The organism is Neisseria sp. 19428wB4_WF04, from assembly GCF_015235335.1.
In the GTDB taxonomy this organism is placed as follows: Bacteria; Pseudomonadota; Gammaproteobacteria; order Burkholderiales; family Neisseriaceae; genus Neisseria; species Neisseria musculi.
Map to the genome: position 1 here is coordinate 15,492 of NZ_JADGLG010000020.1, position 23,463 is coordinate 38,954.

At 55.3% G+C, this 23,463-nt stretch carries 23 protein-coding genes and 1 other RNA gene; 9 read left to right on the top strand and 15 right to left on the bottom strand.

The genetic code is table 11. The features are described 5' to 3' along the window. Nucleotides 1-5 precede the first annotated feature (5 nt). From rplB to IR141_RS06170, 5 genes are all read right to left on the bottom strand, one after another. A complete protein-coding gene (gene rplB, locus IR141_RS06150) occupies nucleotides 6-839 on the bottom strand; it encodes a 50S ribosomal protein L2 (RefSeq protein ID WP_135034790.1) in 834 nt (277 codons plus the stop codon). Nucleotides 840-844: 5 nt separating this feature from the next. Further along, nucleotides 845-1,159 carry a 50S ribosomal protein L23 gene (gene rplW / locus IR141_RS06155; RefSeq protein ID WP_135033472.1) on the bottom strand — a complete coding sequence of 105 codons (315 nt, stop codon included), beginning with the start codon at nucleotides 1,157-1,159 and terminating at the stop codon, nucleotides 845-847. Next, on the bottom strand, nucleotides 1,156-1,776 hold the full coding sequence (gene rplD, locus IR141_RS06160; RefSeq protein ID WP_135034791.1) for a 50S ribosomal protein L4: 621 nt from the start codon (nucleotides 1,774-1,776) through the stop codon (nucleotides 1,156-1,158). The genes rplW and rplD overlap by 4 nt, the downstream gene beginning before the upstream one ends. Next, complete coding sequence (rplC, locus tag IR141_RS06165; protein WP_135033289.1) at nucleotides 1,776-2,420, bottom strand: 50S ribosomal protein L3; 645 nt, start codon at nucleotides 2,418-2,420, stop codon at nucleotides 1,776-1,778. Before rplC ends, rplD begins: the two co-directional genes overlap by 1 nt. Before the next feature lie 462 nt (nucleotides 2,421-2,882). Next, complete coding sequence (locus tag IR141_RS06170) at nucleotides 2,883-3,731, bottom strand: GNAT family N-acetyltransferase (protein ID WP_135034794.1); 849 nt, start codon at nucleotides 3,729-3,731, stop codon at nucleotides 2,883-2,885. Between the two features lie 35 nt (nucleotides 3,732-3,766). On the opposite strand from IR141_RS06170, the gene IR141_RS06175 reads away from it, so the two are divergent. Next, nucleotides 3,767-4,024 (top strand): hypothetical protein, encoded by a 258-nt coding sequence (locus IR141_RS06175; protein WP_135034796.1) that lies wholly within the window; start codon nucleotides 3,767-3,769, stop codon nucleotides 4,022-4,024. A gap of 581 nt (nucleotides 4,025-4,605) precedes the next feature. Here IR141_RS06175 and rpsI read toward each other — a convergent pair. From rpsI to IR141_RS06205, 6 genes are all read right to left on the bottom strand, one after another. Next, on the bottom strand, nucleotides 4,606-4,998 hold the full coding sequence (rpsI, locus tag IR141_RS06180; RefSeq protein ID WP_135034798.1) for a 30S ribosomal protein S9: 393 nt from the start codon (nucleotides 4,996-4,998) through the stop codon (nucleotides 4,606-4,608). Between the two features lie 9 nt (nucleotides 4,999-5,007). Next, nucleotides 5,008-5,436, bottom strand: a complete 429-nt coding sequence (gene rplM / locus IR141_RS06185) for a 50S ribosomal protein L13 (protein ID WP_135034800.1) — start codon at nucleotides 5,434-5,436, stop codon at nucleotides 5,008-5,010. Nucleotides 5,437-5,630: 194 nt separating this feature from the next. Next, a non-coding RNA gene (gene ssrS / locus IR141_RS06190) (6S RNA) lies at nucleotides 5,631-5,808 on the bottom strand. A 5-nt stretch (nucleotides 5,809-5,813) separates the two neighbouring features. Then, nucleotides 5,814-6,113, bottom strand: a complete 300-nt coding sequence (locus IR141_RS06195; RefSeq protein ID WP_135033353.1) for a cell division protein ZapA — start codon at nucleotides 6,111-6,113, stop codon at nucleotides 5,814-5,816. Beyond that, entirely contained in the window at nucleotides 6,113-6,577 is a 465-nt protein-coding gene (locus IR141_RS06200; protein ID WP_135034802.1) for a hypothetical protein, read from the bottom strand. Before IR141_RS06200 ends, IR141_RS06195 begins: the two co-directional genes overlap by 1 nt. A gap of 114 nt (nucleotides 6,578-6,691) precedes the next feature. Next, a complete protein-coding gene (locus IR141_RS06205) occupies nucleotides 6,692-7,681 on the bottom strand; it encodes an NAD(P)H-dependent glycerol-3-phosphate dehydrogenase (RefSeq protein ID WP_135034804.1) in 990 nt (329 codons plus the stop codon). 267 nt (nucleotides 7,682-7,948) lie between these two features. On the opposite strand from IR141_RS06205, the gene IR141_RS06210 reads away from it, so the two are divergent. The 5 genes from IR141_RS06210 to fhuB all read left to right on the top strand — a co-directional run bounded on the left by IR141_RS06210 (nucleotide 7,949) and on the right by fhuB (nucleotide 12,547). Next, a complete protein-coding gene (locus IR141_RS06210; protein WP_135034806.1) occupies nucleotides 7,949-8,710 on the top strand; it encodes an ABC transporter ATP-binding protein in 762 nt (253 codons plus the stop codon). A 217-nt stretch (nucleotides 8,711-8,927) separates the two neighbouring features. Beyond that, entirely contained in the window at nucleotides 8,928-9,188 is a 261-nt protein-coding gene (locus IR141_RS06215) for a hypothetical protein (RefSeq protein ID WP_135034808.1), read from the top strand. After that, nucleotides 9,185-9,325 (top strand): hypothetical protein, encoded by a 141-nt coding sequence (locus IR141_RS06220; RefSeq protein ID WP_167743070.1) that lies wholly within the window; start codon nucleotides 9,185-9,187, stop codon nucleotides 9,323-9,325. The genes IR141_RS06215 and IR141_RS06220 overlap by 4 nt, the downstream gene beginning before the upstream one ends. 186 nt (nucleotides 9,326-9,511) lie before the next feature. After that, a complete protein-coding gene (locus IR141_RS06225) occupies nucleotides 9,512-10,447 on the top strand; it encodes an ABC transporter substrate-binding protein (RefSeq protein WP_135034810.1) in 936 nt (311 codons plus the stop codon). A gap of 123 nt (nucleotides 10,448-10,570) precedes the next feature. After that, nucleotides 10,571-12,547: a Fe(3+)-hydroxamate ABC transporter permease FhuB gene (gene fhuB, locus IR141_RS06230; RefSeq protein ID WP_135034812.1), complete on the top strand. Its 1,977-nt coding sequence runs from the start codon at nucleotides 10,571-10,573 to the stop codon at nucleotides 12,545-12,547. A 312-nt stretch (nucleotides 12,548-12,859) separates the two neighbouring features. Here fhuB and IR141_RS06235 read toward each other — a convergent pair whose 3' ends face one another. Next, nucleotides 12,860-13,189, bottom strand: coding sequence for a multidrug efflux SMR transporter (locus tag IR141_RS06235; protein WP_135034814.1), 330 nt, complete (start codon nucleotides 13,187-13,189; stop codon nucleotides 12,860-12,862). A 552-nt stretch (nucleotides 13,190-13,741) separates the two neighbouring features. Further along, on the bottom strand, nucleotides 13,742-13,969 hold the full coding sequence (locus tag IR141_RS06240; RefSeq protein WP_135034816.1) for a hypothetical protein: 228 nt from the start codon (nucleotides 13,967-13,969) through the stop codon (nucleotides 13,742-13,744). Nucleotides 13,970-14,077: 108 nt separating this feature from the next. Here IR141_RS06240 and IR141_RS06245 point away from each other — a divergent pair, with 108 nt between their 5' ends. Both IR141_RS06245 and IR141_RS06250 read left to right on the top strand, forming a co-directional pair. Beyond that, a complete protein-coding gene (locus IR141_RS06245) occupies nucleotides 14,078-14,476 on the top strand; it encodes a hypothetical protein (RefSeq protein ID WP_135034818.1) in 399 nt (132 codons plus the stop codon). Between the two features lie 415 nt (nucleotides 14,477-14,891). Continuing rightward, complete coding sequence (locus tag IR141_RS06250; RefSeq protein WP_135034820.1) at nucleotides 14,892-17,003, top strand: TonB-dependent siderophore receptor; 2,112 nt, start codon at nucleotides 14,892-14,894, stop codon at nucleotides 17,001-17,003. Nucleotides 17,004-17,689: 686 nt separating this feature from the next. Here IR141_RS06250 and tldD read toward each other — a convergent pair. Together tldD and IR141_RS06260 are read right to left on the bottom strand one after the other, a co-directional pair. Further along, a complete protein-coding gene (gene tldD / locus IR141_RS06255) occupies nucleotides 17,690-19,132 on the bottom strand; it encodes a metalloprotease TldD (RefSeq protein ID WP_135034822.1) in 1,443 nt (480 codons plus the stop codon). Between the two features lie 713 nt (nucleotides 19,133-19,845). Further along, nucleotides 19,846-20,736 (bottom strand): NUDIX domain-containing protein, encoded by an 891-nt coding sequence (locus IR141_RS06260; RefSeq protein ID WP_135034824.1) that lies wholly within the window; start codon nucleotides 20,734-20,736, stop codon nucleotides 19,846-19,848. 269 nt (nucleotides 20,737-21,005) lie between these two features. On the opposite strand from IR141_RS06260, the gene parC reads away from it, so the two are divergent. Then, entirely contained in the window at nucleotides 21,006-23,318 is a 2,313-nt protein-coding gene (parC, locus tag IR141_RS06265; RefSeq protein ID WP_135034826.1) for a DNA topoisomerase IV subunit A, read from the top strand. Nucleotides 23,319-23,463: the final 145 nt, after the last annotated feature.

Genomic DNA, 23,463 nt, shown 5'->3' on the forward strand with positions numbered 1-23,463 from the left:
ATCAATTAACCTTTATTTGAGTAACGGCGGCGAACAATCATATTGTCCGTGCGTTTGTTGTTACGAGTACGATAGCCCTTGGAAGGCGTACCCCACGGGCTAACCGGCTCGCGCGCTTCACCAGTACGACCTTCACCACCGCCATGAGGGTGGTCAACCGGATTCATTACCACACCACGTACAGTCGGTCGGATACCGCGCCAACGGTTAGCTCCAGCTTTACCGATTTTTTTCAGACTCTGCTCTTCATTACCCACCTCCCCGATAGTGGCACGGCAATCCACATGGATTTTGCGCACCTCTCCCGAGCGCAGACGAACCTGAGCATAAACACCTTCTTTGGCAAGCAATACCGCAGAAGCACCAGCAGAGCGTGCAATTTGCGCACCTTTCCCCGGCTTCATCTCAATACAATGAATGGTTGTACCCACTGGGATATTGCGGATAGGTAGGGTATTTCCCACTTTAATCGCAGATTCAGCACCAGAAACCAATACCGCACCCACTTTAACACCACGCGGAGCAATAATATAGCGGCGCTCGCCGTCTGCATAGCACAACAGGGCAATATGAGCAGTTCGGTTCGGATCATACTCTATGCGTTCTACTTTTGCAGGAATACTGTCTTTATTACGCTTAAAGTCCACCACACGGTAGTGGTGCTTATGCCCGCCACCTTTGTGGCGGGTGGTGATATGGCCGTTATTATTGCGACCGGCAGTAGAGCTCTTCTTCTCAACCAAAGCGGCATACGGCGCGCCTTTATACAAACCTTCCGTGGTTACGCGAACCATACCGCGACGGCCAGCAGAGGTAGGCTTCATTTTTACAATAGCCATGTTACTTATTCCTTATCTGCAGTTGCCGCAGCAGCTTCCAAATCCAACTCCTGACCGGCAGCCAAGCCAACATAAGCTTTTTTCACATCGCTGCGCCGGCCGATAGTGCGGCCAAAACGTTTAGTTTTGCCTTTAGTGGTCGCAGTAGTTACAGAAACTACTTCGACACCAAACAGCAACTCAACAGCAGCTTTGATTTCCTGCTTGGTTGCATTGGGCAATACTTTGAAAGTCATCTGATTGCGCTTTTCGGCTAACAAATTGCTTTTTTCGGAAACAACAGGTGCCAAAATCACTTGAGTCAAACGTTGCTGATTCATACCCACTGCTCCTCCAACTGTGCAACCGCATCTTTGGTTATCACTATTTTTTTGTAACGCAGCAAGCTGTAAGGATCAATTTGCTGGGCTTCCAAAACCAATACGTTAGGCAAATTACGCGAAGCCAGATAAACATTTTCATCCAACTGCTTAGTAACAAACAAAACCTGCTCCAAGCCTAGATTTTTCACCTGTTCTGCAAATACCTTCGTTTTCGGTGTTTCAGCAGTTAGCGCATCAATAGCAAAAAGACGCTCGTCACGAACCAATTGCGACAGAATAGTCGCCATACCGGCACGGTACATTTTTCGGTTGACTTTTTGGGTAAAGTTTTCATCAGGCTTGTTGGGAAACGCACGCCCCCCTTTGCGCCACAGCGGAGAAGAGGTCATACCGGAGCGCGCACGACCGGTACCTTTCTGACGCCACGGCTTTTTGGTAGAGTGCTTTACTTCTGCACGAGTTTTCTGAGCACGATTGCCTGAGCGGGCATTTGCCAAGAAAGCAGTAACCAGCTGATGAACCAACGCTTCATTGTATTCACGGGCAAATAAAACATCGGAAACAGCCAAACTGCCCGAAACCTGCCCTGTAGCATCAATTACTTTTAATTCCATTACGCACCTACCTTCACACTGGGACGCACCACCACATCACTGTTTACTGCCCCGGGAACGGCACCCTTGACCAACAACAGCTGGCGCTCGGCATCCACTCTCACAATTTCCAGATTTTGGACAGTTGCCCTAGTGTTACCATATTGACCGGCCATACGCTTACCCGGAAATACACGGCCGGGATCTTGCGCCATACCGATAGAACCGGGAACACGGTGCGAACGGGAGTTACCGTGAGAAGTACGTTGCGCGCCGAAATTATGGCGCTTGATAGTACCCGAGAAACCTTTACCCTTAGAGGTACCGGTTACATCGACTAATTGACCGGCTTCAAACATGGCAACGGTAACTTCTCCGCCCACCTTCAACCCGCCCAATTTTTCCGCAGAAACAGCAAACTCCATCAAGCCCCGCCCCGCTTCCACTCCTGCTTTGGCGAAGTGGCCGGCTTCGGCTTTGTTCACACGGCTTGCTTTTTTCTGACCAAAGGTAACCTGAACGGCGGCATAGCCATCGGTATCTTTGGATTTTACTTGAGTGACGCGGTTAGCAGACATATCCAACACGGTTACCGGAACAGAAGCACCCTGTTCGTTAAACACACGGGTCATGCCCACTTTGCGCCCAATCAGACCTAACGTCATGATTATTTTCCTTTTTTTAATAAAGGGCTGATTACGATTGATCAGCTATTGCACAAAAAAACATACTTGGCACACTGCCAAGCAGTGCACTATAACACAGCCGGCAAACATCTTTCAAGAAAAACTTTGTTTTCAAAACTGTTTCTATCTTGACTGCTTTTAAAACAAGCAACGGTTTACATTTTTATAGGCCGTCTGAAAAATACGGTTTGTGTAAACCGTATTTTTCAGACGGCCTATAAGCTAAAAATATACAGCCTGACAAATTTATTATCTTTATATTATCTATTGCCCAATACGGGTTCTCGAAGTTTCCACTCCTCCCTTAATTTCACCGTAGAGCTGGCTATGGCCGCCGCCTGACTGGGCGCAGGCTGCCAACAAAACAGCAAGAGCGGCTGAATACAAATATTTCACGATATATCCTTTACATGGCAGAGCGTATTCACCTTAACACCAAAGTTATCCGTTAATCTTGCAAGAGAAATGAAAAGCATCAATTTCAAAACCGTTTTCAAAATATAGACGGTGCGCGGAAGTGCGTTCACTACCCACGTCAGACGACACCCGGATTTTGCCTATACCCCCTTCTTCTGCAATACGGCGCACTTCAGCCAACAAACGGGCAGCATAGCCTTTACTACGACCATGAGGAATGGTAACGATATCGTCAATATGAAGGTGGCGGCCACTCGCAAAATCGATTTTCTCGCGAAAACCACAAACAGCCACAGCATTGGCTTTGCCTTCTTCAAAAATACCGAACAGCCGGTAGCCTTGCGGACGCTGCCGCTTATTGACCTGCTCCACGAAACGGGTTACATCAGTGATACCCGACCTCAATATACTCAACGCAGCAAAAGCAACTGCAGTATCCTCCGCACTGATTTCACGCAACACGCTCTCTGCCGCCAATGAGGCTCCAACTGTTGCAGCTTGTTGCTCTACAGCCTGCTTTTCCTGAATAGCCTGCGACAGCGATACACGCTCTTGCCCCGCGCCAACATCCTCTTTCGCCCGCTCGTCTATCAGTGCTTTACAATCCATCACGCGTAAATCATTATCTGCAGCAAAGTCCATCAAAAAACGAAACATCGGCGGATTAATTTCCTCCAACTTTTTATCTACCGCCACACAGCGGATTTTATCAACCAGAATCGGACGCACCCATTCATGATAAGAGAGGCGGTGGCCTTTGTCGAACGATGACAGAATGCCGCACAAACGCTCCGCCCAATCACTAGGGCGGAACACCTTACCGTTTCCGGTGGTGCCGTGAATCACAATCTCATAGGGGTTGCAAATTAACATGAGCGGTTCTCCAAAGGGAGTTGTCGGATGAAAGTATGGATTATACCCGACAGCCGGGCAGCCCTAAAGATTTACAGGGGGGGGGACACACCGCCAATATTGAAGCATCTTGCAAAACATTCGGCCAAACTCGGCAGTCCCCACCATTTATTTCACTGCCGTCAATATGCAAAAAATATTTGAAAATAAGAAACAAATTTACTTTTATGTCGCAAAATTCTTACTTCGCCATGTCAATTACAGTGCAAAAATACCAACATTGTTTACCGCGCTCAGAAGGCAATGCCGTATAACCCGCCTACGCGCCTACCGGCACTGCATCACCACCCAACCCAATTCCGACAATTTGAAGTGCAACGCCGTCAACACTACTATTTGAACCGGTAACAGCTGCCACCCCACAGAAAGAGCTGGCCGGATGCCTCAAACAATCTCATGTGTAGGAAATTCCAGCGTTGTTTACACTTTCCGTTTTTTGCATGCAGACCCATTTTGGGATTTTTGAGGGTTGTCAAGAATGCCGAAAGGCACGGCGAAGCCGCATCGTTCTTGAGAATGCTCGAAAATCACGAAACCATCATTCCAGCAAAAAAACAAAAGCTGTTTGGCATAAAAAGTGTAAACAACCCGACCTTTTCCAACATCCATGTCCTTGCAAAATACCTTCATGCCGTCTGAAAAGGCTTCTTTCGATATACAGGCCTGCCGTCCCGACCGGCTGCGTAAACAATACGGTTATTTCCAACATTTGTATTTTCAGGCTTGAATTGACTTTTTGAAAAACATCCGCCGCAATATTCCGACAACTCCCATCATCCAAAACAAAAATCCCTGCATATTCAGCAGGGATTTTGAACACCAACTGCAAAACGGATTAACGTTTTGAAAACTGCTTGGCACGGCGGGCTTTGCGCAGACCCGGTTTTTTACGCTCAACTTCACGGGCATCGCGGGTAACAAAACCTGCCTGAGACAGAGCAGATTTCAAATCGGCATTATAATCAATCAATGCACGGGTAATACCGTGGCGGATAGCACCTGACTGACCGGTTTCCCCCCCCCCGGTTACATTAACCTTGATGTCGAAAGATTCAACATTCTCGGTCAACACCAAAGGTTGGCGAACCACCATACGGCTGGTTTCGCGGGCGAAAAATTCATCAACGGGGCGGCCGTTTACGATAATCCGGCCAGTGCCTTTTTGCAAAAATACACGAGCCACTGAACTTTTTCGGCGGCCTGTGCCGTAGTAATATTTACCGTTCATGTCGTGTCCTTAGATTTCTAAAACTTTGGGTTGTTGGGCTGCATGGCCGTGATCAGAACCGGCATACACTTTCAGTTTTTTAATCATGGCATAACCCAAGGGGCCTTTGGGCAGCATACCTTTAACGGCTTTTTCCAGAACGCGCCCGGGAAATTTCTCCTGCATTTCGGAAAAGTTGCGCTCATAGATGCCGCCAGGAAAGCCTGAGTGTCGATAATATTTTTTATCAAGCACCTTGTTGCCGGTTACACGCAGTTTATCGGCGTTAATCACTATTATATAGTCGCCGGTATCGACATGAGGGGTGTATTCGGGCTTGTGTTTGCCGCGCAGGCGGCGGGCGATTTCTGCGGCAACGCGACCAAGAACTTTATCTTGGGCATCAACCACAAACCACTCGCGCTTTATTTCATGCGGCTTGGCTGAAAAGGTTTTCATAAAAGCTAATCCAAACAGATATAGAAAGCTGCCGATTTTATAGAAAATTACAACGGCTGTCAATCCAGTTTAGGGGCTTTCGGATAAGGCTCCGCATCAACAAAGAAAATCGGGCAGGCACCCAAAGTCGGAATGTTTTTCTACACCGTATATCGAATGAAATACCGCCCTTCGCAGGCGGTGTATCGGTATAGGGAATCCCCGCAGGTGCCGTTTAGGCGGAATCCGCTTGAACCTTGCTGACAAGGCGGCTGCCTCGGGCAGTTTCGGGTACATCTCTACAGACGCTCACGCCCACTGCAACTCCCGGCAACCTGAAGCGAACGTATTGGTTCAAAGGAATGTATGCCTTCGCGAACACCGCAGGGAAAAGAAAATCAGGCTTGTGTTTTACTTAAAACTTTTTCGCAAGCATTAGTCATGTCGGTTATTTTACGCTCAAAATCGCCGATTGCCAAATCGTCTTTCATCGGCATCTTGAGCAGATCGTGCACGAGATTGAGCGCGGCCATGATCACGATTTTATCGGTTTCAACGATGCGGCCGCTTTGTTTGATGGCGTCGAATTTCTGATTGAGCATGGAAACGGCTTGCTGCAGCGTGTTTTTTTCTTCGGCGGGGGTGCCGATGGTGAAAGATCGCCCCATGATTTCGAGGCTGACTTGTTGGATACTCATTAATTTAAGCCCTCTTGTGCTGTTGTTTCGGCCTCCTGCGGCAGGCGGGCGAGCAGGGAGCGCAGATGTTCGGCATTGGCACCCAAAGCATTGCGGTATTTTTGGTTTTCAACGGTTAATGCATTGATTTGCGCCTGCATCTGCCCGACTACGCTGCGGTGCTTTTCCTGCTCGGCCTCGGTGGCAGCAAGGTGCCGGCTCTGTATGGTTTCGATGGTGTTGCGGTGTTGCGTTTCCATGTCCGCCTTGAGCTTGCTCATCTGCACCATCAAGGCTTCGCTCAATTCGTCCACTGCGGCCCTGTGTTCGTTTTTCTGCTGCTCCTGCGCCAGGCGCTGACGGGAAAGCTCTTCGTTAAGGCGGATGGTTTCTTCTTGCAGGCGTTTGTTTTCACCGAGCTGGGTTTCGAATTTCTGCGCCAGCTGGTAAACATTGACTTCGAGTTTGTCTAATAACTGATTCATGTTGTGTACGCTCGGTTGGTTACCGGGCAAGCATAGTAGGGATAACGGGGGCTGTCAAATAAGGCCGTCTGAACGTTATGTTTTTCAGACGGCCTGTATTGCGGCGGGTTCGTGTTATTCGAAGCGGGCTTCCCTCTCCATCAAACGCTCAACCACCCGGCGGGCATCGAGCTCTTTGCGGATAAGCTGGAGCAGGGTTTGCGTGATGGGCATATCGATTTGGTAGGTGCAGGCAGTGTTGAACACTTCTTCGATGGTGCTCACGCCTTCCGACACATGGCCGATTTCGGTTAATACCTGGTGCAGCTCCTTGCCCTCCGCCAGCCCCAGACCGACACGCCGGTTGCGCGACAGGGCGCCCGTACAGGTGAGAATCAGGTCGCCTATGCCGGCCAGGCCCATCATGGTTTTGGGCTGCGCGCCCATGGCAACGGCCAAACGGGTGATTTCTGCCAAACCTCGCGTAACCAAAGCCGCGCGTGCGTTGAGACCGTAGCCCAGGCCGTCTGAAAGGCCGGTGGCGATGGCCATGATGTTTTTAACGGCACCGCCCACTGCCACGCCGATGGTGTCTTCGCTGCCATACAGGCGCAACACATTGGTGTTCAGACGGCCTACCAACCCTTCAACCCATGCTTTGTTTTCAGATGCGAGCACCACGGCACACGGCAGCTGCTGCGCCAATTCTTGTGCGAAACTGGGGCCGGACAGCACCCCGATATCGGGGTTGTCCGGCAGCACTTCTTTTACCACCTGGAAGGTCAGCAGGCCGGTATCCTGCTCAAACCCCTTGCAGGCGGTCAACACTGGCAGATGGCCGGCACCGTGCTCTGCCAACAGTCCGGCACTCCCGCGCAAGCCCGCAACCGATGTGGCAATCAATACAAGCTCCGCACCTTCCAAGGCTTCGCTCAGGCTGGTGTGTGCGCCCAAACCGGCGGGCAGGGCGAAGCCGGGCAGATAGCGTTTGTTTTCACGATCGCGGCGCAGGTTTTCCATGTGTTCGCGATTGCGCGACCACACAGCAGTTTCGTGGCCGTGCAGGGCAAAGTGGATGGCAAGCGCAGTTCCCCAAGAGCCTGCGCCGATTATGGTGATTTTCATGTTTGGTTTCTCCGACTCAGTCTGCTAACTTTAAAACAATCGCCGCCACGGTGCAAGTTTGCCGGCGGCGGGCGGCATCTGCATATTTGTGCCTGCAGATGTATAAATCATGCCTGCTCTTGCTGCAATTGATAATAATTATTATACTTTCTCTAACAAACCGTATTTTCCCGCCCGCAAATCCGTTTGGCGCGCCCGTAAGCCGCAACCTGCGCCCGCACCGCCCGCCGCACCATCCGTTTCAATAAAAAAACCTGCCCCGACTTCATGTTCCGACTCAACCATCTTTCTTTCGCCCTGCCCCAACGCACGCTGCTGCACAATATCAATCTGCAATTCCAACCCAACCGCGTATACGGCCTTATCGGCCATAACGGCTCGGGCAAATCCACCTTATTGAAACTGCTCACCCGCCAGATTAAGCCCTCTGAAGGCAGCCTGCTGCTTGACAACCGCCCCATCGATGCCTATTCCGCACGCGAATACGCTCGGCAAACGGCTTATCTGCCGCAACACCTTCCCACCGCCACCTCGCTGACCGCACGGGAGCTGGTGGCCATGGGGCGTTATGCCTGGAGCGGCCTGCTGGGGCGCAGCGCAGACGACCAAGCCGCAGTGGAAGAAGCATTTGCGCTCACCCACACCCAACGCTTTGCCGATCAGATTGTCGATACTCTCTCGGGCGGCGAGCGTTCGCGCATCTGGCTGGCGATGTGTTTGGCGCAGCAAAGCCGTTTTTTACTGCTTGACGAGCCACTGGCGGCGTTGGACATCGCCCACCAAATCGAAGTGATGGCGTTGGTACACAGCCTTTCTCGCCGCCTGAATCTGGGCATCATTATCGTGATTCACGACATCAACCTGGCAGCGCAATATTGTGATGAACTGATTGCGCTGAAACAGGGGCGGCTGCTCAAACAGGGGCAGCCGTCTGAAATCATGACTGCCGCCGTGCTGAAAGAAATTTACAGCGTTGAAATGAACATCATCGCCCATCCGCACAGCGGCCGGCCGGTAGCCCTGCCGTAAGCGGGGCGGCTTCGGAAAACGCCCGCACGCAACCGCCTGTGCCGCCGCATCAAGCCATAGCGGCGCAGCCAAAAAAACAAACATTCGCCGCCCGCCGCCGCAGCGGATACAACAAAAGCCCACGCCTGCCGGCGGCAACGATTGGAAATAGAGAAAAACCGCCCGCCGGCCAAACGGCAGCCGTTAGGAGTTTGTTTAACAAAATCAAATATAAAAAATGCTTTTCAGCTCCGCAGAAACTGGTTTCCTTTCGGAAACGGCGTTTTCAGACGGCCTCGGCAATATTTGCCGCCTGCTGTTTTCCGCCCGCTGTTTTTCAGACGGCCTCTGCCGTGTGCGCGGTTTGGCGGCAGCAATTTTACCGGTACTTTGCACAGCCGCCCTTGCTGCCCCCGCGCCGCGCGCGACCACCGCCGACAGCCCGCCGCCGCGTGCGGAACGCCCGCAAGTCAGTAGGCAGCCGTTGGTAATGTGTTGAACAGAGTCAAACAGGCGCAGCATTTTCTTCAGACGGCCTCGGGCAGCCTCGGCCTATCAGGCCGTCTGAAAAAAAGCCATGCTTTAAAAAGCCCCGCTGCACCGGCCGCTCAAGGCTGCAAACGGTGTGGTGTTTAAGGCTTCAAACAGTGCCTAAGATTCCAAACGCAAACAAACGCCCGCCGCGCCCGCAGCGGCGGGTACAACGAAAAATCCCGCCGGCGGCAACGATTGGAAATGGAAAAAAACCGCCCCAGGCAGGCCGCGGCAGTTTTCGGCGGCCTTCGGCAACTTTAACGCTATCAATCTTAACGGGATAAGATAATGAAATGTTTTTTTCAAACGGCCCCGGCAATATTTGCTGCCTGCCGTTTTTCAGACGGCCTCTGCCGTGTGCGCGGTTTGGCTGCAGCGGTTTTACCGGTACTTTGCACAGCCGCCCTTGCTGCCCCCGCACCGCGCGTGGCCACTGCCGACTGGTCGGCCGCCGAAACCTTAACCGCCATGAAACTGCCGCCGCTGGCGGTGGGCGACAAACGCGCCTACGGCAACTGGGTTAATTATCCTGCGCTGCCCGCGCAAACCTTAGATTCGGGGCTGCGCTTCCAGCCCAATCTCGAGCGGCTGCGGCAGATTAAACCCGATATGTTTGTGCAGTCTTCATGGTTTGCCCATTTGAAACCGCAGTTTGCCGCCATCGCACCCGTTTACGAAATCGACTTCGCCGCCGCCGAAGGCACACAATATGCCCGCACCGTGGCCGCCACCCGCGCACTCGGCAGGCTGGTGAACGCCACGGCTGCCGCCGAGCGGCTGATTGCCGACACCGAACGGCGGCTGGCGCAACTTAAGCAAACGCTCGCGCCCTACCGCAACCGCCCGCTGGCGGTGGTGCAGTTTGTCGATGCCCGCCACCTGCGCATCTACGGGCGCACCTCGATGTATCAGGCAGTGCTCGACAAACTGGCCTTGAAAAATGCCTGGCAGGGCGAATCCAACGGCTGGGGTTTTGCCAATATCACCTTGGTCAAACTGGCCGAACTGCCGCCCGGCACGCTGCTGCTGGTGGTGAAACCGCACCCGGCCAATGTGCGCCCGGGCTTGGAAAAAAGCGCGCTGTGGCAGCGGCTTCCGTTTGCACAGCCTGCCAACCGCCGCGTTTTGCCCCCCTCATGGAGCTACGGCGCGCTGCCGTCTATGCAGCATTTTGCGCAGCAATTGGCGCACGCGCTGCCGTCTGAACAGGAAGCATCATGGTAAGGCAACAGATTTTTTCAGACGGCCTGCGCTGGCGTTGATAGCGGTATCGGCCGCTTTAGCGTGGGTATCGGGCTTACGGGTTCTCAAGCCGCAACAGGTTCGGCCGTCTGAACAGGAAGCATTATGTTAAAGCAAACAGATTTTTTCAGACGGCCTGCTCGGGCACTGATGGCGGCATTGGCCGCTTTAGCGTTGGTGTCGGGCTTATGGATTCTCAAGCTGCAATGGGTTTGGCCGTGGCCGCTGCTGTTTGCCGCGCCCGACACGCTGCCGCTCGGCGCGCTGGCGGTGCAGCAAAACACCCTGCCGCGCATGGCGATGGCTTTGTTGGCGGGCGGCGGTTTGGCGGCCGCCGCCATGCTGATGCAGCAGGTGCTGCGCAATCCGCTGGCGGCCGACAGCACGCTGGCGGTGGCGGGCGGCGCGCAACTGGCCTTGTTGGCCGCCGGCGTGTTTTTCCCGGCCTTATTGCTGCACGGCACGTTTGCCGTGGCCTTTGCCGGCGCGGCCGCCGCGCTCTCGGCGGTGCTGGCCTTGTCGGCACGGCGAGAAATGATGCCGGTTACGGTGGTGTTGGCCGGCTTGGTGGTGAGCCTCTATCTCGGCTCGGTGAGCGGCATCATCACGCTGTTTTACAGCGAAGAAGCGCGCGCGGTGATGCAGTGGGGCAGCGGATCGCTGGTGCAGGACAGCTGGCACGACAGCCTCGGCCTGCTGTGGCGGCTGGCAGCGGCCGCTGCGGCTTTATCCTTGCTGCTGAAACCCTTAAACATCATGAGTTTGAGCGATGATCAGGCCGCCGCGCTAGGCGTGCCCGTGAAAGCCGTGCGCACTGCCGCGTTGGCTTTGGCGGCGTTTGTGTGCGCCACCGTGGTGGGCATGGTGGGCATGATGGGCTTTGTGGGGCTGGCGGCGGCCGCTGCGGTGCGGCAGGCGGGCGTGCGCACGCTGCCGGCGCGCCTGTGGGCATCGTTTGCGGCGGGCGGCCTGATGCTGCTGGCCACCGACAACGCGCTGGTGCTGCTGGAACACTACTACGGCATCGCCCTGCCCGCCGGCGCGCTGGCCGCCTTAATCGGCGCACCGCTATTATTGTGGCTGATGGCGCGCATGCCCGCCCGCCCTGCTTTTCAAACGGCCTCGGGCGGCAAAACCGCCCCGCTGCGCGCTTCGCCGTGGCTGCGTTATTCGCCCTGGCTGCTGCTGCCGGCGGCCGCACTCGCGCTGTTGGCGGGCAACGGCGCAAACGGCTGGCACATCGACACCGACCCCGCCGTGTGGGCATTGCGCTATCCGCGCCTGCTGCTTGCGGCCGGCTGCGGCATAATGCTGGCCACGGTGGGCGTGTTGCTGCAGCGTTTGACGCAAAACCCGATGGCCAGCCCCGAGCTGCTGGGCATCAGCTCCGCCACCGCTTTGGGGGCGATGACGGCGGTGATGATATTCGGCACCACCTCGGGCAGCGCGCTGTTTTGGTTCGCCGGCGGCGCGGCTGCCCTGCTGGCGCTGGGTTTGATGATGTGGCTCAACCGCAAAAACGGCCTGCAGCCCGAGAAAGTGCTGCTCACCGGCATGGCGCTGGCGGCCTTGAGCGATGCCGCCATCCGCACCTGGTCGGCAATGGGCGACTACCGCACCCAGCAACTCTTAATCTGGCTTTCCGGCTCCACCTACCACACTACGCCGCTGCTCTCGCTTGCGGTGGCCGCGCTGGCCTGCCTTCTGCCGGTTGCGGTGCTGCCGCTCTCCAAATGGCTCGCGCTCTTGAGTTTGGACAGCGTGGTGGCGCAGTCGGCCGGGGTAAACGTGAAACGCGCGCGGCTGGTGCTGATTCTGCTGAGCGCACTGCTCACCGCCGCCGCCACGCTGACGGTCGGCCCGCTGAGCTTCGCCGGCCTGCTCGCGCCGCACCTGGCCGCCATGCTCGGCGCGCGGCTGCCCAAACAGCAGTTGCTCTATGGCGCGCTGCTGGGCGCGCTGATGATGGCGTTAGCCGACTGGCTGGGGCGGCAGCTTGCCTTTCCCTACGAAATCCCAGCCGGGCTGACGGCCACGCTGATTGGCGGCGCGTATTTTATGGTGCTGGTGAGAAAGCTGTAGCAACCGCACCTGCCGAAACTTTTCAAAATACCTTGCGGCCGTCTGAAACACGCAAAGGCCGTCTGAAAACGCCGTTTCCGAAAGGAAACAAGTTTCTGCGGAGCTAAAAGCATTGCGTCTGCTTGATTCTGTTAAGAAGCCTCCAAAGGCTGCCGTTTGCCGGCGGAGCTTTTTTCCCGTCCCCAACCCGTGCGGCAGAGTTTTTTTCAGACGGCCGCACCGGCCAAACCCGCCCGAGGCCGTCTGAATCATTCAAAGGCCGTCTGAAAATGTTTTCAGACGGCCTTTCAAACCCGATACCTTATCCCGCCTTCAATGGCCGCCCATTTTGGAAAACAGGTTCAGCACCACCACGCCCGCCAGAATCAGGCCGATGCCGAACACGCCGGCCGCATCTGCTTTTTGACCGAAAAAGAATATGCCCACCGCCGCCGTCAACACCAGCCCCACACCCGCCCACACGGCATAGGCGGTGCCCAGCGGCATGGTTTTTAAGGCAAGGGAAAGAAAATAAAATGCCAGCCCAAAGCCCAGCACCACGCCGAGAGACGGCCACAGCCTGCTGAAACCGCTGCTGAGTTTGAGCATGGTGGAGCCGAACACTTCGCTCACGATGGCCAGCGCCAGAAACAGCCAATGCATAACGGATTCCTTATCAACAACCCAAAACAGGCTGCCGATTATAACCTTGCCGCAACTGATTTTGCAGGCTTGTTTTTTTGGTTTTTCTGTGCGCAAACCCTTGCATAGCAAGGCCGTCTGAACCGATTTACGCCCACCTGCCAACTCGGAAGCACCGAAGCCTGCCGCATTATCTGCCGCCTTGCGCCTGTGCGCACCTGCCCGCGGGATTCGGCGCGGGGAGGCTTGCCGCCGCGTGCAAGCCGTCTGCTTTGGCTGCCCGGGGCTGCCGCCGCCGATACCGATGCAGGCAAGCCGTACGCCTGCGCTGCCCCATTGCGCCCGCAGTGCCGTCTGAAAACAACACCGCCCGGCTGCCTGACACGCCCTTTGCCCGCCGGTGCAAAACTGCATTATCCTCTCTCAAAATCCATCCTCTCTGATTCGGACTCATGATGCTGAATAAAATATGTTCATTCATTCAAACCCTGTCCGGCATGCGCTTTGCGGGCAGGTGTGCCGGTTTGCGCCATCACGCCACAACGCACACCATCCGTCTGGAAGGCAGTACGGTTATTTGGGAAACAGACAACGGCAGCCGGCGTTTCGATCTGGATACGCTGCAAATATATTTATCTCCACCGCAGCCATCATCAGATGCCCCTTTATGTGTGCCGGAACGAAGATATCTTTATCCATCACGCCGCAGGGGGCTTTGCCGGGTGTATCGGCGCTTTCCCAACGCTCCGGCTTGGACGACAACGCATTTTTTGCCTGCCTCAACGATAAAAAACCGGTCAAACTGGTGCTGTGGCGGAAAAAACAGCCGACCAACTACGCCCTTTTAAGCGGGCATAACGATTACGCGCTCGGGTTTGAAATTCAAGCACCGCAAAAACAGTTTGTCCGTTGGGCGTTACCTGTGCAGAGCTCGCCCGTAACCCTCATTTGCAGTTCGACAATGATCCGTATCAAACCGCAACGTTTGCCTGCCCCGTCCGCTTCGGCAATATTCTGCTGCACGGCGGCGTAAGCCGCCGCTTCAACGGGACGAACCCAAACGATCCCGTTACCCTTCTGATTGGCCATTGCTGCCACGATTCTTTAACCGACACCAGCTACCGGCAGATAAAACATGAATTAATGCGCTCTGCCGCTTCGTTTACTCTGGATGAAGAAAAAGACGCGCCGCTTATCGAGGGCAGTTTCTATTTTGACAACATCGAACTGGAAATCACCTATTTTCACGGCTCCCCAATCTCCCCCGAACGGGGTTATACCCTGTTTAACGCGGCAAACCACGTTTGAACCCGCAAACCGCCGCACCCCTCCGAAGCAAAATGATGCGGGCGGCCGCATGCTCACGCAGACGGCACAGGGCAGGTTTTTCAGACGGCCTGATTGCCGCTGTGGCTCAAAAACGTTTTCCAATATCGTCAATATAAACAATAATAAAAACTTATATTAAGCAGGAAACAAAAATAAGGAAATGTGGTCATATTATTTCTTTTTATACACATCATAAAACAAAATATGCCGAAAACAGCCTATAATCCGCTTTACCCGGCCGTCTGAAAAACAATATCCGGGCTGCCGCATCTTCACAACAGACAGGAATACGGCGCAGACAGCACCCGGTGCAGAAATACGCCGCAGGCGTTTTTTGCAGAGCTGCCGGGCTTTCAGACGGCCGGTTCCGCATAACAATTTGAAAGCAAACACGATGAAAAGCAAACAATACATTTTTACCCGCAGCCTCTTGGCAGCCGCCGTTTTGGGGGCATATACGCAAGGCTTTGCCGCTGACGGCAGCGCGCAGAGCCAAAATGCCGAAACCGCAGAGCTGCAGGCCGTTACCGTGGTCGGCTCCATCAACAAATTAAGCGGCGTGCCGTTCCGCCAGGCCAAATCGGCGGTCAGCATCAGCGCGGAAACGCTCAAAGAAGAAGGCGTGGAAAAAATGGACGAAATCGGCCGCTACCAGGCCGGCTTCACCAACCAGCCTTTCGGCAGCGACACCAACACCAACTGGTTCCGCATCCGCGGCACCGAAGCGAGCCAGTCGTTTGACGGCGCACCGGCCGTTTCCTACGGATTTTTCACCCCGCATATCGATCCCTTCGGCGTGGAAGCGGTGGAAATCACCAAAGGTGCCGATGCGCTCACCTACGGTGCAGCCAATGCCGGCGGCCTGATTAACTATGTGAGCAAACGGCCGCATAAAAACCAAGTGGGCGAAGGCGTGGTGGAAGCGCATCTTGGCAACAACAGCCAGCGCGGCATCGCCGCCGACTACACCGGCGCGCTCAATGCCGACCAAAGCCTGCGCTACCGTTTGGTGGGTTCATACAAACGCGCTGATGGCGAGTGGAACCGCACCTACAACGAAAGCTATTATTTCGCCCCCTCGCTGGCCTACGATTTCAGCGAAAACACCCGCATCAACCTGATGGCCGGCGTGCAAAAAGACAACGGCACGCCCGGCTCCAACTTTCTGCCGCAAAGCGGCACGCTGGTGGCCGCGCCCTTGGGCACCATCGCCCGCAGCAGCAACCTGGGCGACCCTGCGCAAGACGATGAGAAAAACATTGCCCGCTCCGCCGGCTATGAGTTCAGCCACGACTTCGGCAAAGGCATCAGTTTCAGCCAAAACTACCGCTATCAAAACATCAGCAACTACCACCGCGGCACCTACGCCTACCCCGCCGCATCCGATGCAGACTGGAACGCCCTGCCGCTGAGCGAATCGGGCTACACAGTGCCGCGCGGCGTGGTGTTTAACGATGGCAAAGCCCGCAGCCACAGCATCGACAACCGCCTGCGCTGGCAGTTTAAAAACAGCAGCATCGAAAACACCCTGCTCGGCGGCGTGGATTACCGCCATCAGAAAGTCGATGCGCGCTACACCCTGTTCGGCTCGGCTTCCAGCGTTAATGTGTTCAACCCCGCCGCTTCTTACGGCGCGGCGCAAACCGTTAATGCGCCCGAAACCGGCATCAAATCGAAACAGCTCGGCTTTTATCTGCAAAACAGCGCAAAACTGTTTAACCGTGTGGGCATCACCGCCGGCATCCGCCATGACCGCGCCCGCAGCGAAGAAGTGGAAAACGGCCAATCGGTTAAAGCCAACCACACCTCCTATTCCGGCTCGCTGATGTATTACGCCCCCTTCGGCCTCAACCCCTACATCGCCTACAGCGAATCGTTCCGCCTGCCCACCGGCCTGAGCGGCAACCAAACCCTGTATGACCCGAACACCACCGAGCAATACGAAGCCGGCCTGAAATACATTCCGTCTTGGCTGGACGGCAGCACTTCGGTTGCCCTGTTCAAAGCCCGCGACAAAGGCGCGCTGGTATCCAACGCCACCGGTGCCACCGTCAGCAGCGCCGACCCGATTAAGCGCAAAGGCGTGGAAATCCAGGCGCAGGCCAACCTTACCGACAACATCAGCGGCCGGTTTGCCTACACTTATTTGAGCAGCATCACCGACAGCAGCGGCAGCGAAATCCGCAACCCGCTGATTCCCAAACACAGCGCCGCCCTGCGCGGGATATACAGCTTCGACAGCGGTGTGCTCAACGGCCTCTCGCTGGGCGCAGGCGTGCGCTATGCGGGCAGCAGCCACACCCAAAACGGTTCGCTCTATTCGGGCTACCGCGTGCCCTCTTCCACCGTGTTCGACCTTTTCGCCCGCTATCAGGCAGGCAAAAACTGGGAAGCCCAAATCAACGCCGACAACATCACCAACCGCAGATACATCAGTGGCTGCGATTATTACTGCTACTACGGCCAGGGCCGCAGCATCATCGGCAAAGTAAGCTATAAATTCTGACGTTTCCGCCGATAACCGGTGCAGCATTCAGGCCGTCTGAAACAGATTTTTGATTCAATGGTTTGCAGCCTTGCAAAATACCCGGGCCGTCTGAAAACACATCAAGCCCTGCGGCCACCCTGTCCGGCTTGTTTTCAGACGGCCTGAGTATTTTTTATACCGCCGTCAAACCTTGAAACAAAACCTTTCAGGGTTTAAAAAACGCCCCGATGCCACCCGAAAACTGCTCCCCCGTCCCTCGGAAAAACAGATGTTGATCCAAGCGTGCAGCCTTTATAAAAATATTCAGGCCGTCTGAAACAGATTTTCAGACGGCCTGAATAACGGGCCCGCATATCCGATATCAAGCAGTCAGCCGCAGGCAATACACATGCCGCGAATCTGCCGGAAACAGCCGCAAAGCGGCGGGCAACGCTGCAATCGCTTTAAAACGGGCCGGAGATGGCGGCCGGCCTGATTGGCACTACGGTTCAGACGGCCCCGGCTTACCCGGAAAACCCCTTCACCGACCGTCTGTTTTAATTGGTTTAAAAAAACGGGCAGCGCATAACGGCTGCGGTATTGCCGCACCGGCAATAAAACGGGCCTGCCGTGGCAGACCATTCTTCTGCGGGCTCAGGGTTTACCGGGCCGCTTTTTTGAGCCAGGGTTGCAGCCGGCGGAAAGCCCGCCCCGCCGCAGCACACTCAAACCTTGCTGCCGCCTACAATCAAACCTTTGTCGATGCGCAGGGTTGGCTGCCCCACGCCCACGGGCACGCTTTGGCCTTCTTTGCCGCATACGCCCATACCGGCATCTAAAACGCTGTCGTTACCGGTCATGCTCACATATTTAAGCACTTCCGGGCCGTTTCCGATAATGGTGGCGCCTTTTACGGGGTATTGCAGCCTGCCGTTTTCCACCCACCACGCTTCGGATGCGCTGAACACGAATTTGCCGCTGGTGATATCGACCTGGCCGCCGCCGAAATTGACGGCATATATGCCTTTATCAACCGAAGCGATGATTTCCTCGGGGGCGTAGCTGCCGTTTTCCATAAAAGTGTTGGTCATGCGCGGCATGGGGGTTGCCGAATAGCTTTCGCGGCGGCCGTTGCCGGTTACCGGCACACCCATCAGGCGGGCATTGGTTTCGTCCTGCATATACCCTGTGAGAATGCCGTCTTCAATCAACACGGTGCGGCGGGGCTCATTGCCTTCGTCATCGATATTGAGCGAGCCCCGGCGGCCGGCTATATCGCCCTGATCGACTACGGTAACGCCTTTGGCGGCCACCCGCGCGCCGATGCGGCCTGCAAATGCGCTGGTTTGTTTGCGGTTGAAATCACCTTCCAAACCGTGCCCCACCGCTTCGTGCAGCAGCACGCCCGGCCAGCCGTTGCCGAGCACCACTTTCATCTCGCCCGCCGGTGCGGGGCGGGATTCGAGATTGGTCAGCGCCTGCCTGACGGCGGCGTTTACATATTGCGCCACGCGGTTTTCGTCAAAATAGTCCAAACCGTAACGTCCGCCGCCGCCTGCACTGCCCTGCTCGCGCCGGTTGCCCTGTTTGGCAATCACGGTAACGTTCAGGCGCACCATCGGGCGGATGTCGGCGGCGTGGCGGCCGTCCAAACGGGCGATATAAATCAGGTCGTATTCACAGGTGAGCCCCGCCATCACCTGCACGATGCGCGGATCGGCGGCTTTGGCCAACGCTTCCACCTGATTGAGCAGGGCGACTTTGGCGGCAGAGTCCAAGCCGGCCATCGGGTTTTGCGTGGTGTGCACATTCAGGCCGTGATTCGGCACGGCAGCCTCCACCCTGCTGCAGGCACCGGCCGCACCGATTACCCGCACGGCCTGCGCCGAGCGGGTAACTGACTCCTCATTAAGGCTGTCGGCATAGGCAAACGCAGTTTTTTCACCGGAAACGGCACGCACGCCCACGCCCTGATCGATTTGAAAGCTGCCCGATTTGACCATACCCTCTTCAAGATGCCAGCTCTCGAAAGCGGTATGCTGGCAATAGATATCGGCATAATCTACACGGTGGCTGCCAATCAGAGCCAAACTGCGGGCAAGCTGCCCGGGCGAAAGATTATTGGCTTCAAGTAAATTCCGTTGTACGGTTCGGTAGGTTTGCGGCATTGTATTCGGCTTAATAAGGCCGTCTGAAACGTTTCAGACGGCCGATATGGAAATATCGGGATTGGGAATTATACGGAATTTACCCTACCGCCGATATGTTGGTTGATTTTGGCTATGAAGGGAATTTACAGGCGGAATTTTTTATAAACCGAAACCGCCCTATGTTTTCTATACCCCACCCCCAACCTAGAACAAACTATATTATTATATTTATTATCAATAACTTAAATTAAAATCTGCTGTTAATCTTGGATTTGCTATTGATAATTGTTTTTATTTATATTAAGATTAAGACACTTGGCAGTTATCCCAAATGCCGAGTCCATTAAACACCAAACAGCTGATTCCCTTCAACCATCTTTAACGATACCGGAGTGTGCATATACGAAAGATTCCGTTCCCTTTACATCAAATACTCAAAACCGAAACACCGAACCGCCGTTTTCATACGGCGGTTCGGTGTTTTCGGGATATAGAAGCCTTTGCAGAACTCAAAAAGTATCACAAGAGGTTTATTTTCCATGATTCCCGCGCAGGTGGGAATCCGAATAAAAATATTGCAGTATCGGTTAAAACAATACTTCACAATATTAAACATCTTGATTTCAGCCTGCGCGAAAATGGCGGTATCGATAATTTGATTTTATCAATTTATGTTTACAAATTATGTTTACAAAAATATTTTAAAAAAACCTCAGGCCGTCTGAAAACCGCTAAGGGCGCGCCTTCTGCGTGGCGGCCAGCCATTTCGCCAGGCCGTGCGTTTCATCAAGCAGGCCGTAACGCGCAAAAGCATCAAGTGTGGCAATCATAGCATCGTTCATCAGCAGGCCGTCGCACATGGCTGCAGTGAGCTCGGCCACGCCCATGCGTTTGAACTCTGCCACTTCGCCGTCTTGGTTTTCGGGAACCACATCAGGCGGCAGCACTACATCGAAAATATGCAGCAGCTCGTTGTGTAGCCCCCGCGACACGGGGCGCACACTCAAACGGCGGCTGCGGCACGCCAACCCGCCCAGCAAATCTGCGTCCAGCCCGGCTTCTTCACCGGCTTCCCGCAGCATGGCCTGCCGTATGCTCTCGCCGCTGGCGATGCCGCCGCCCACCAAATTATCGAGCTTGTTGGGATCGACTGCCTTAAAGGGGCTGCGGCGGCCTATCCAAAACACCCATTCTCCGCCGTGTTCGGTTAAGCCGTTAATGTGTACCGCCTGGCTCATCAGCCCCAGCGGGCGGAAGGCGGCGCGCTCGAGTGCAAACAAAACATTGCCCTCGGCATCGGCGGCATCAAACTTTTCATTGCGCCAGCCGTCCAAATGGCCGAGCCGGTGCCAGCCCTGCGCCATGTGTTGCAGGTTGTCGCCCATTGCAAGCCAGTTGTCGGCAAAAAGATAAATGCCCCCGGGTTTTTCTTCGAAACGCTCCGGCCAATCCTGCGCCACCCGCTCCAGCCATTTTTCGTTCAGACGGCCTAAATTCATGCCGTTCAGCCACAAATAACGCCAAGTATCGATGCGTTGGCCGAAATGGCTTTCCAAGCGCGCCAGCAAGCGGTTTTGTTCGGTTTGTCCCAAACGGCAGTGAAAACGGGGCGGGGGATTCATGGCAGGGTTCCGAATAGTCAGTCCGGTAGGATTATAACCAAGAGTACCCGTTTTTCTAATGGTTCAAATCAGATTTTACGCAGTGCCGAACCCGCAAAGGCCGTCTGAAACATACCCGGCGGCATCACGGCAGGGTGCGGGCTTCAAAAATACAACCGCAGCAAGGCGCACCGGCACCGCCGTGGTTTCAAAACGGGCAGGCTATAAAGCGTTGCCGCCCGATTTGTTTTACAATATATGCTTTTATCCAAACCCGTATTTCTGCCGCAATGATTGAAGAACATTCCACCGCCTCCTCCGCAGGCAGCGACTGCCTGCTGCTGGGCCGATATGCCGAACGCGCCTATCTCGAATACGCCATGAGCGTGGTAAAGGGGCGCGCCCTGCCCGAAGTTTCAGACGGCCAGAAACCGGTGCAGCGGCGTATTCTCTATGCCATGCGCGATATGGGCCTGACCCACGGCGCCAAACCGGTGAAATCGGCGCGGGTGGTGGGCGAGATTCTCGGCAAATACCACCCCCACGGCGATGCTTCAGCCTATGATGCGATGGTGCGCATGGCACAGAATTTCACCTTGCGCTATCCGCTGATAGACGGCATCGGCAACTTCGGTTCGCGCGATGGCGACGGCGCAGCGGCCATGCGCTATACCGAAGCCCGTCTCACACCGATTGCCGAGCTGCTGCTTGCCGAAATCAATATGGGCACGGTGGATTTTGCGCCCAACTATGACGGCGCATTTGAAGAGCCGGTGCATCTGCCCGCCAGGCTGCCGATGGTGCTGCTCAACGGTGCATCGGGCATCGCCGTGGGCATGGCCACCGAAATCCCGCCGCACAACCTCACCGAAGTAACCCGGGCGGCGGTGGCACTTTTGAAAAAGCCCTCGCTCACCACCGCCGAGCTGATGCAGTATATTCCCGCGCCCGATTTCGCCGGCGGCGGCCAAATCATTACCTCCTCCGCCGATTTGCAGCAGATTTACGAAACCGGCAAAGGCAGCGTGCGCGTGCGTGCGCGCTATGAAATCGAAAAACTCGCGCGCGGCCAATGGCGCATCATCGTTACCGAGCTGCCGCCCAACACCGGCGCGCAGAAAATCCTGGCCGAAATCGAAGAGCAAACCAACCCCAAGCCCAAATCGGGCAAGAAAAACCTCACCCAGGAGCAGCAAAACACCAAAGCACTGATGCTCTCGCTGTTAGAGCGCGTGCGCGATGAGAGCGACAGCGAAGCACCCGTGCGGCTGGTGTTCGAGCCGAAATCCAGCCGCATCGAGCCTGAAAACTTCATCAACACGCTGATGGCGCAAACCTCGCTCGAGGGCAACGTGTCGATAAACCTGGTGATGATGGGCACCGACAACCGCCCCGCCCAAAAAAACCTCAAAACCATTTTGGCCGAATGGCTGGAATTCCGCACCGTAACCGTTACACGCCGTCTGAAATTCCGTTTGGGGCAAGTGCAAAAACGCATCCACATTCTCGATGGACGCATGATTGCATTTTTGCACATCGATGAGGTGATCCGCGTTATCCGCGAATCCGATGATCCCAAGCCCGACCTGACGGCCGCCTTCGGGCTCACCGAAATCCAAGCCGAAGACATTCTCGAAATCCGCCTGCGCCAACTCGCCCGCCTGGAGGGCTTCAAGCTCGAAAAAGAATTAAATGAGCTTCGTGAAGAAGAAGGCCGTCTGAACACCCTTTTGGCCGATGAAAACGAAAAGAAAAAGCTGATGGTCAAAGAGATGCAGGCCGATATGAAGCAGTACGGCGACCCGCGCCGCACGCTGGTAGAAGAAGCCGGCCGCGCCACGCTCACCCAAACCACCGCAGACGAGCCCGTTACCATCATCTTGTCAAACAAAGGCTGGATACGCAGCCGCTCCGGCCACAATCTCGATTTGAGCCAAACCGCCTTCAAAGAAGGAGACGGCCTCAAACAAGTGTTGGAAGGCCGCAGCGTGTGGCCTGTGGTGGTGCTCGACTCACTGGGGCGCACCTACACCCTCGATGCCGCCGATATCCCCGGCGGGCGCGGCGACGGCGTGCCGGTGGCCTCGCTTATCGAGCTGCAAAACGGCGCCTGCGTTGTTGCCATGATGACCGGCCTGCCCGACCAATATTATCTGCTGAGCAACAGCGGCGGCTACGGTTTTATCGCCAAACTCGGCGACATGACCGGCCGCGTCAAAGCAGGCAAAGTGCTGATGACGCTCAAAGCGGGGGAAAAAACGCTGCCGCCCGTGCCCGTTTTTGCCGTGTCGCTCACCAACCCCGACTGCAAAGTGCTGCTGGCCTCGGGCGACAACCGTCTGCTGGCGTTTTCCATCGGCGAATTGGAAGTGATGGCCAAAGGCCGCGGCCTGCAGCTGATGAGCCTTTCAGACGGCATCGAACTGGAACACACCGCCGTTACCTCGGCAGCGGAATTTATCGTTGAAAGCACAGGCAAACGCGGAGCCGAACACAAAGAAAAACTGCGTATTCAAGATATAAACAACAAACGCGGCAGAAAAGGCAGGATTTTGGAAATTTCAGGCCGTCTGAAAAGATTATCCGGCGCAGATTCGATATAATTGCGACCGGTTGTTTCACAGCCGCGATAATCAACACAAAACTCGGCAGCACACACCGAAGCTGCGGCATTTTTATCTTTCAAAGCCGCATACCGCCGGTGTGTGCCCGGCAAAGCCCCGTATCTGTCTGTTATACACATCTCCG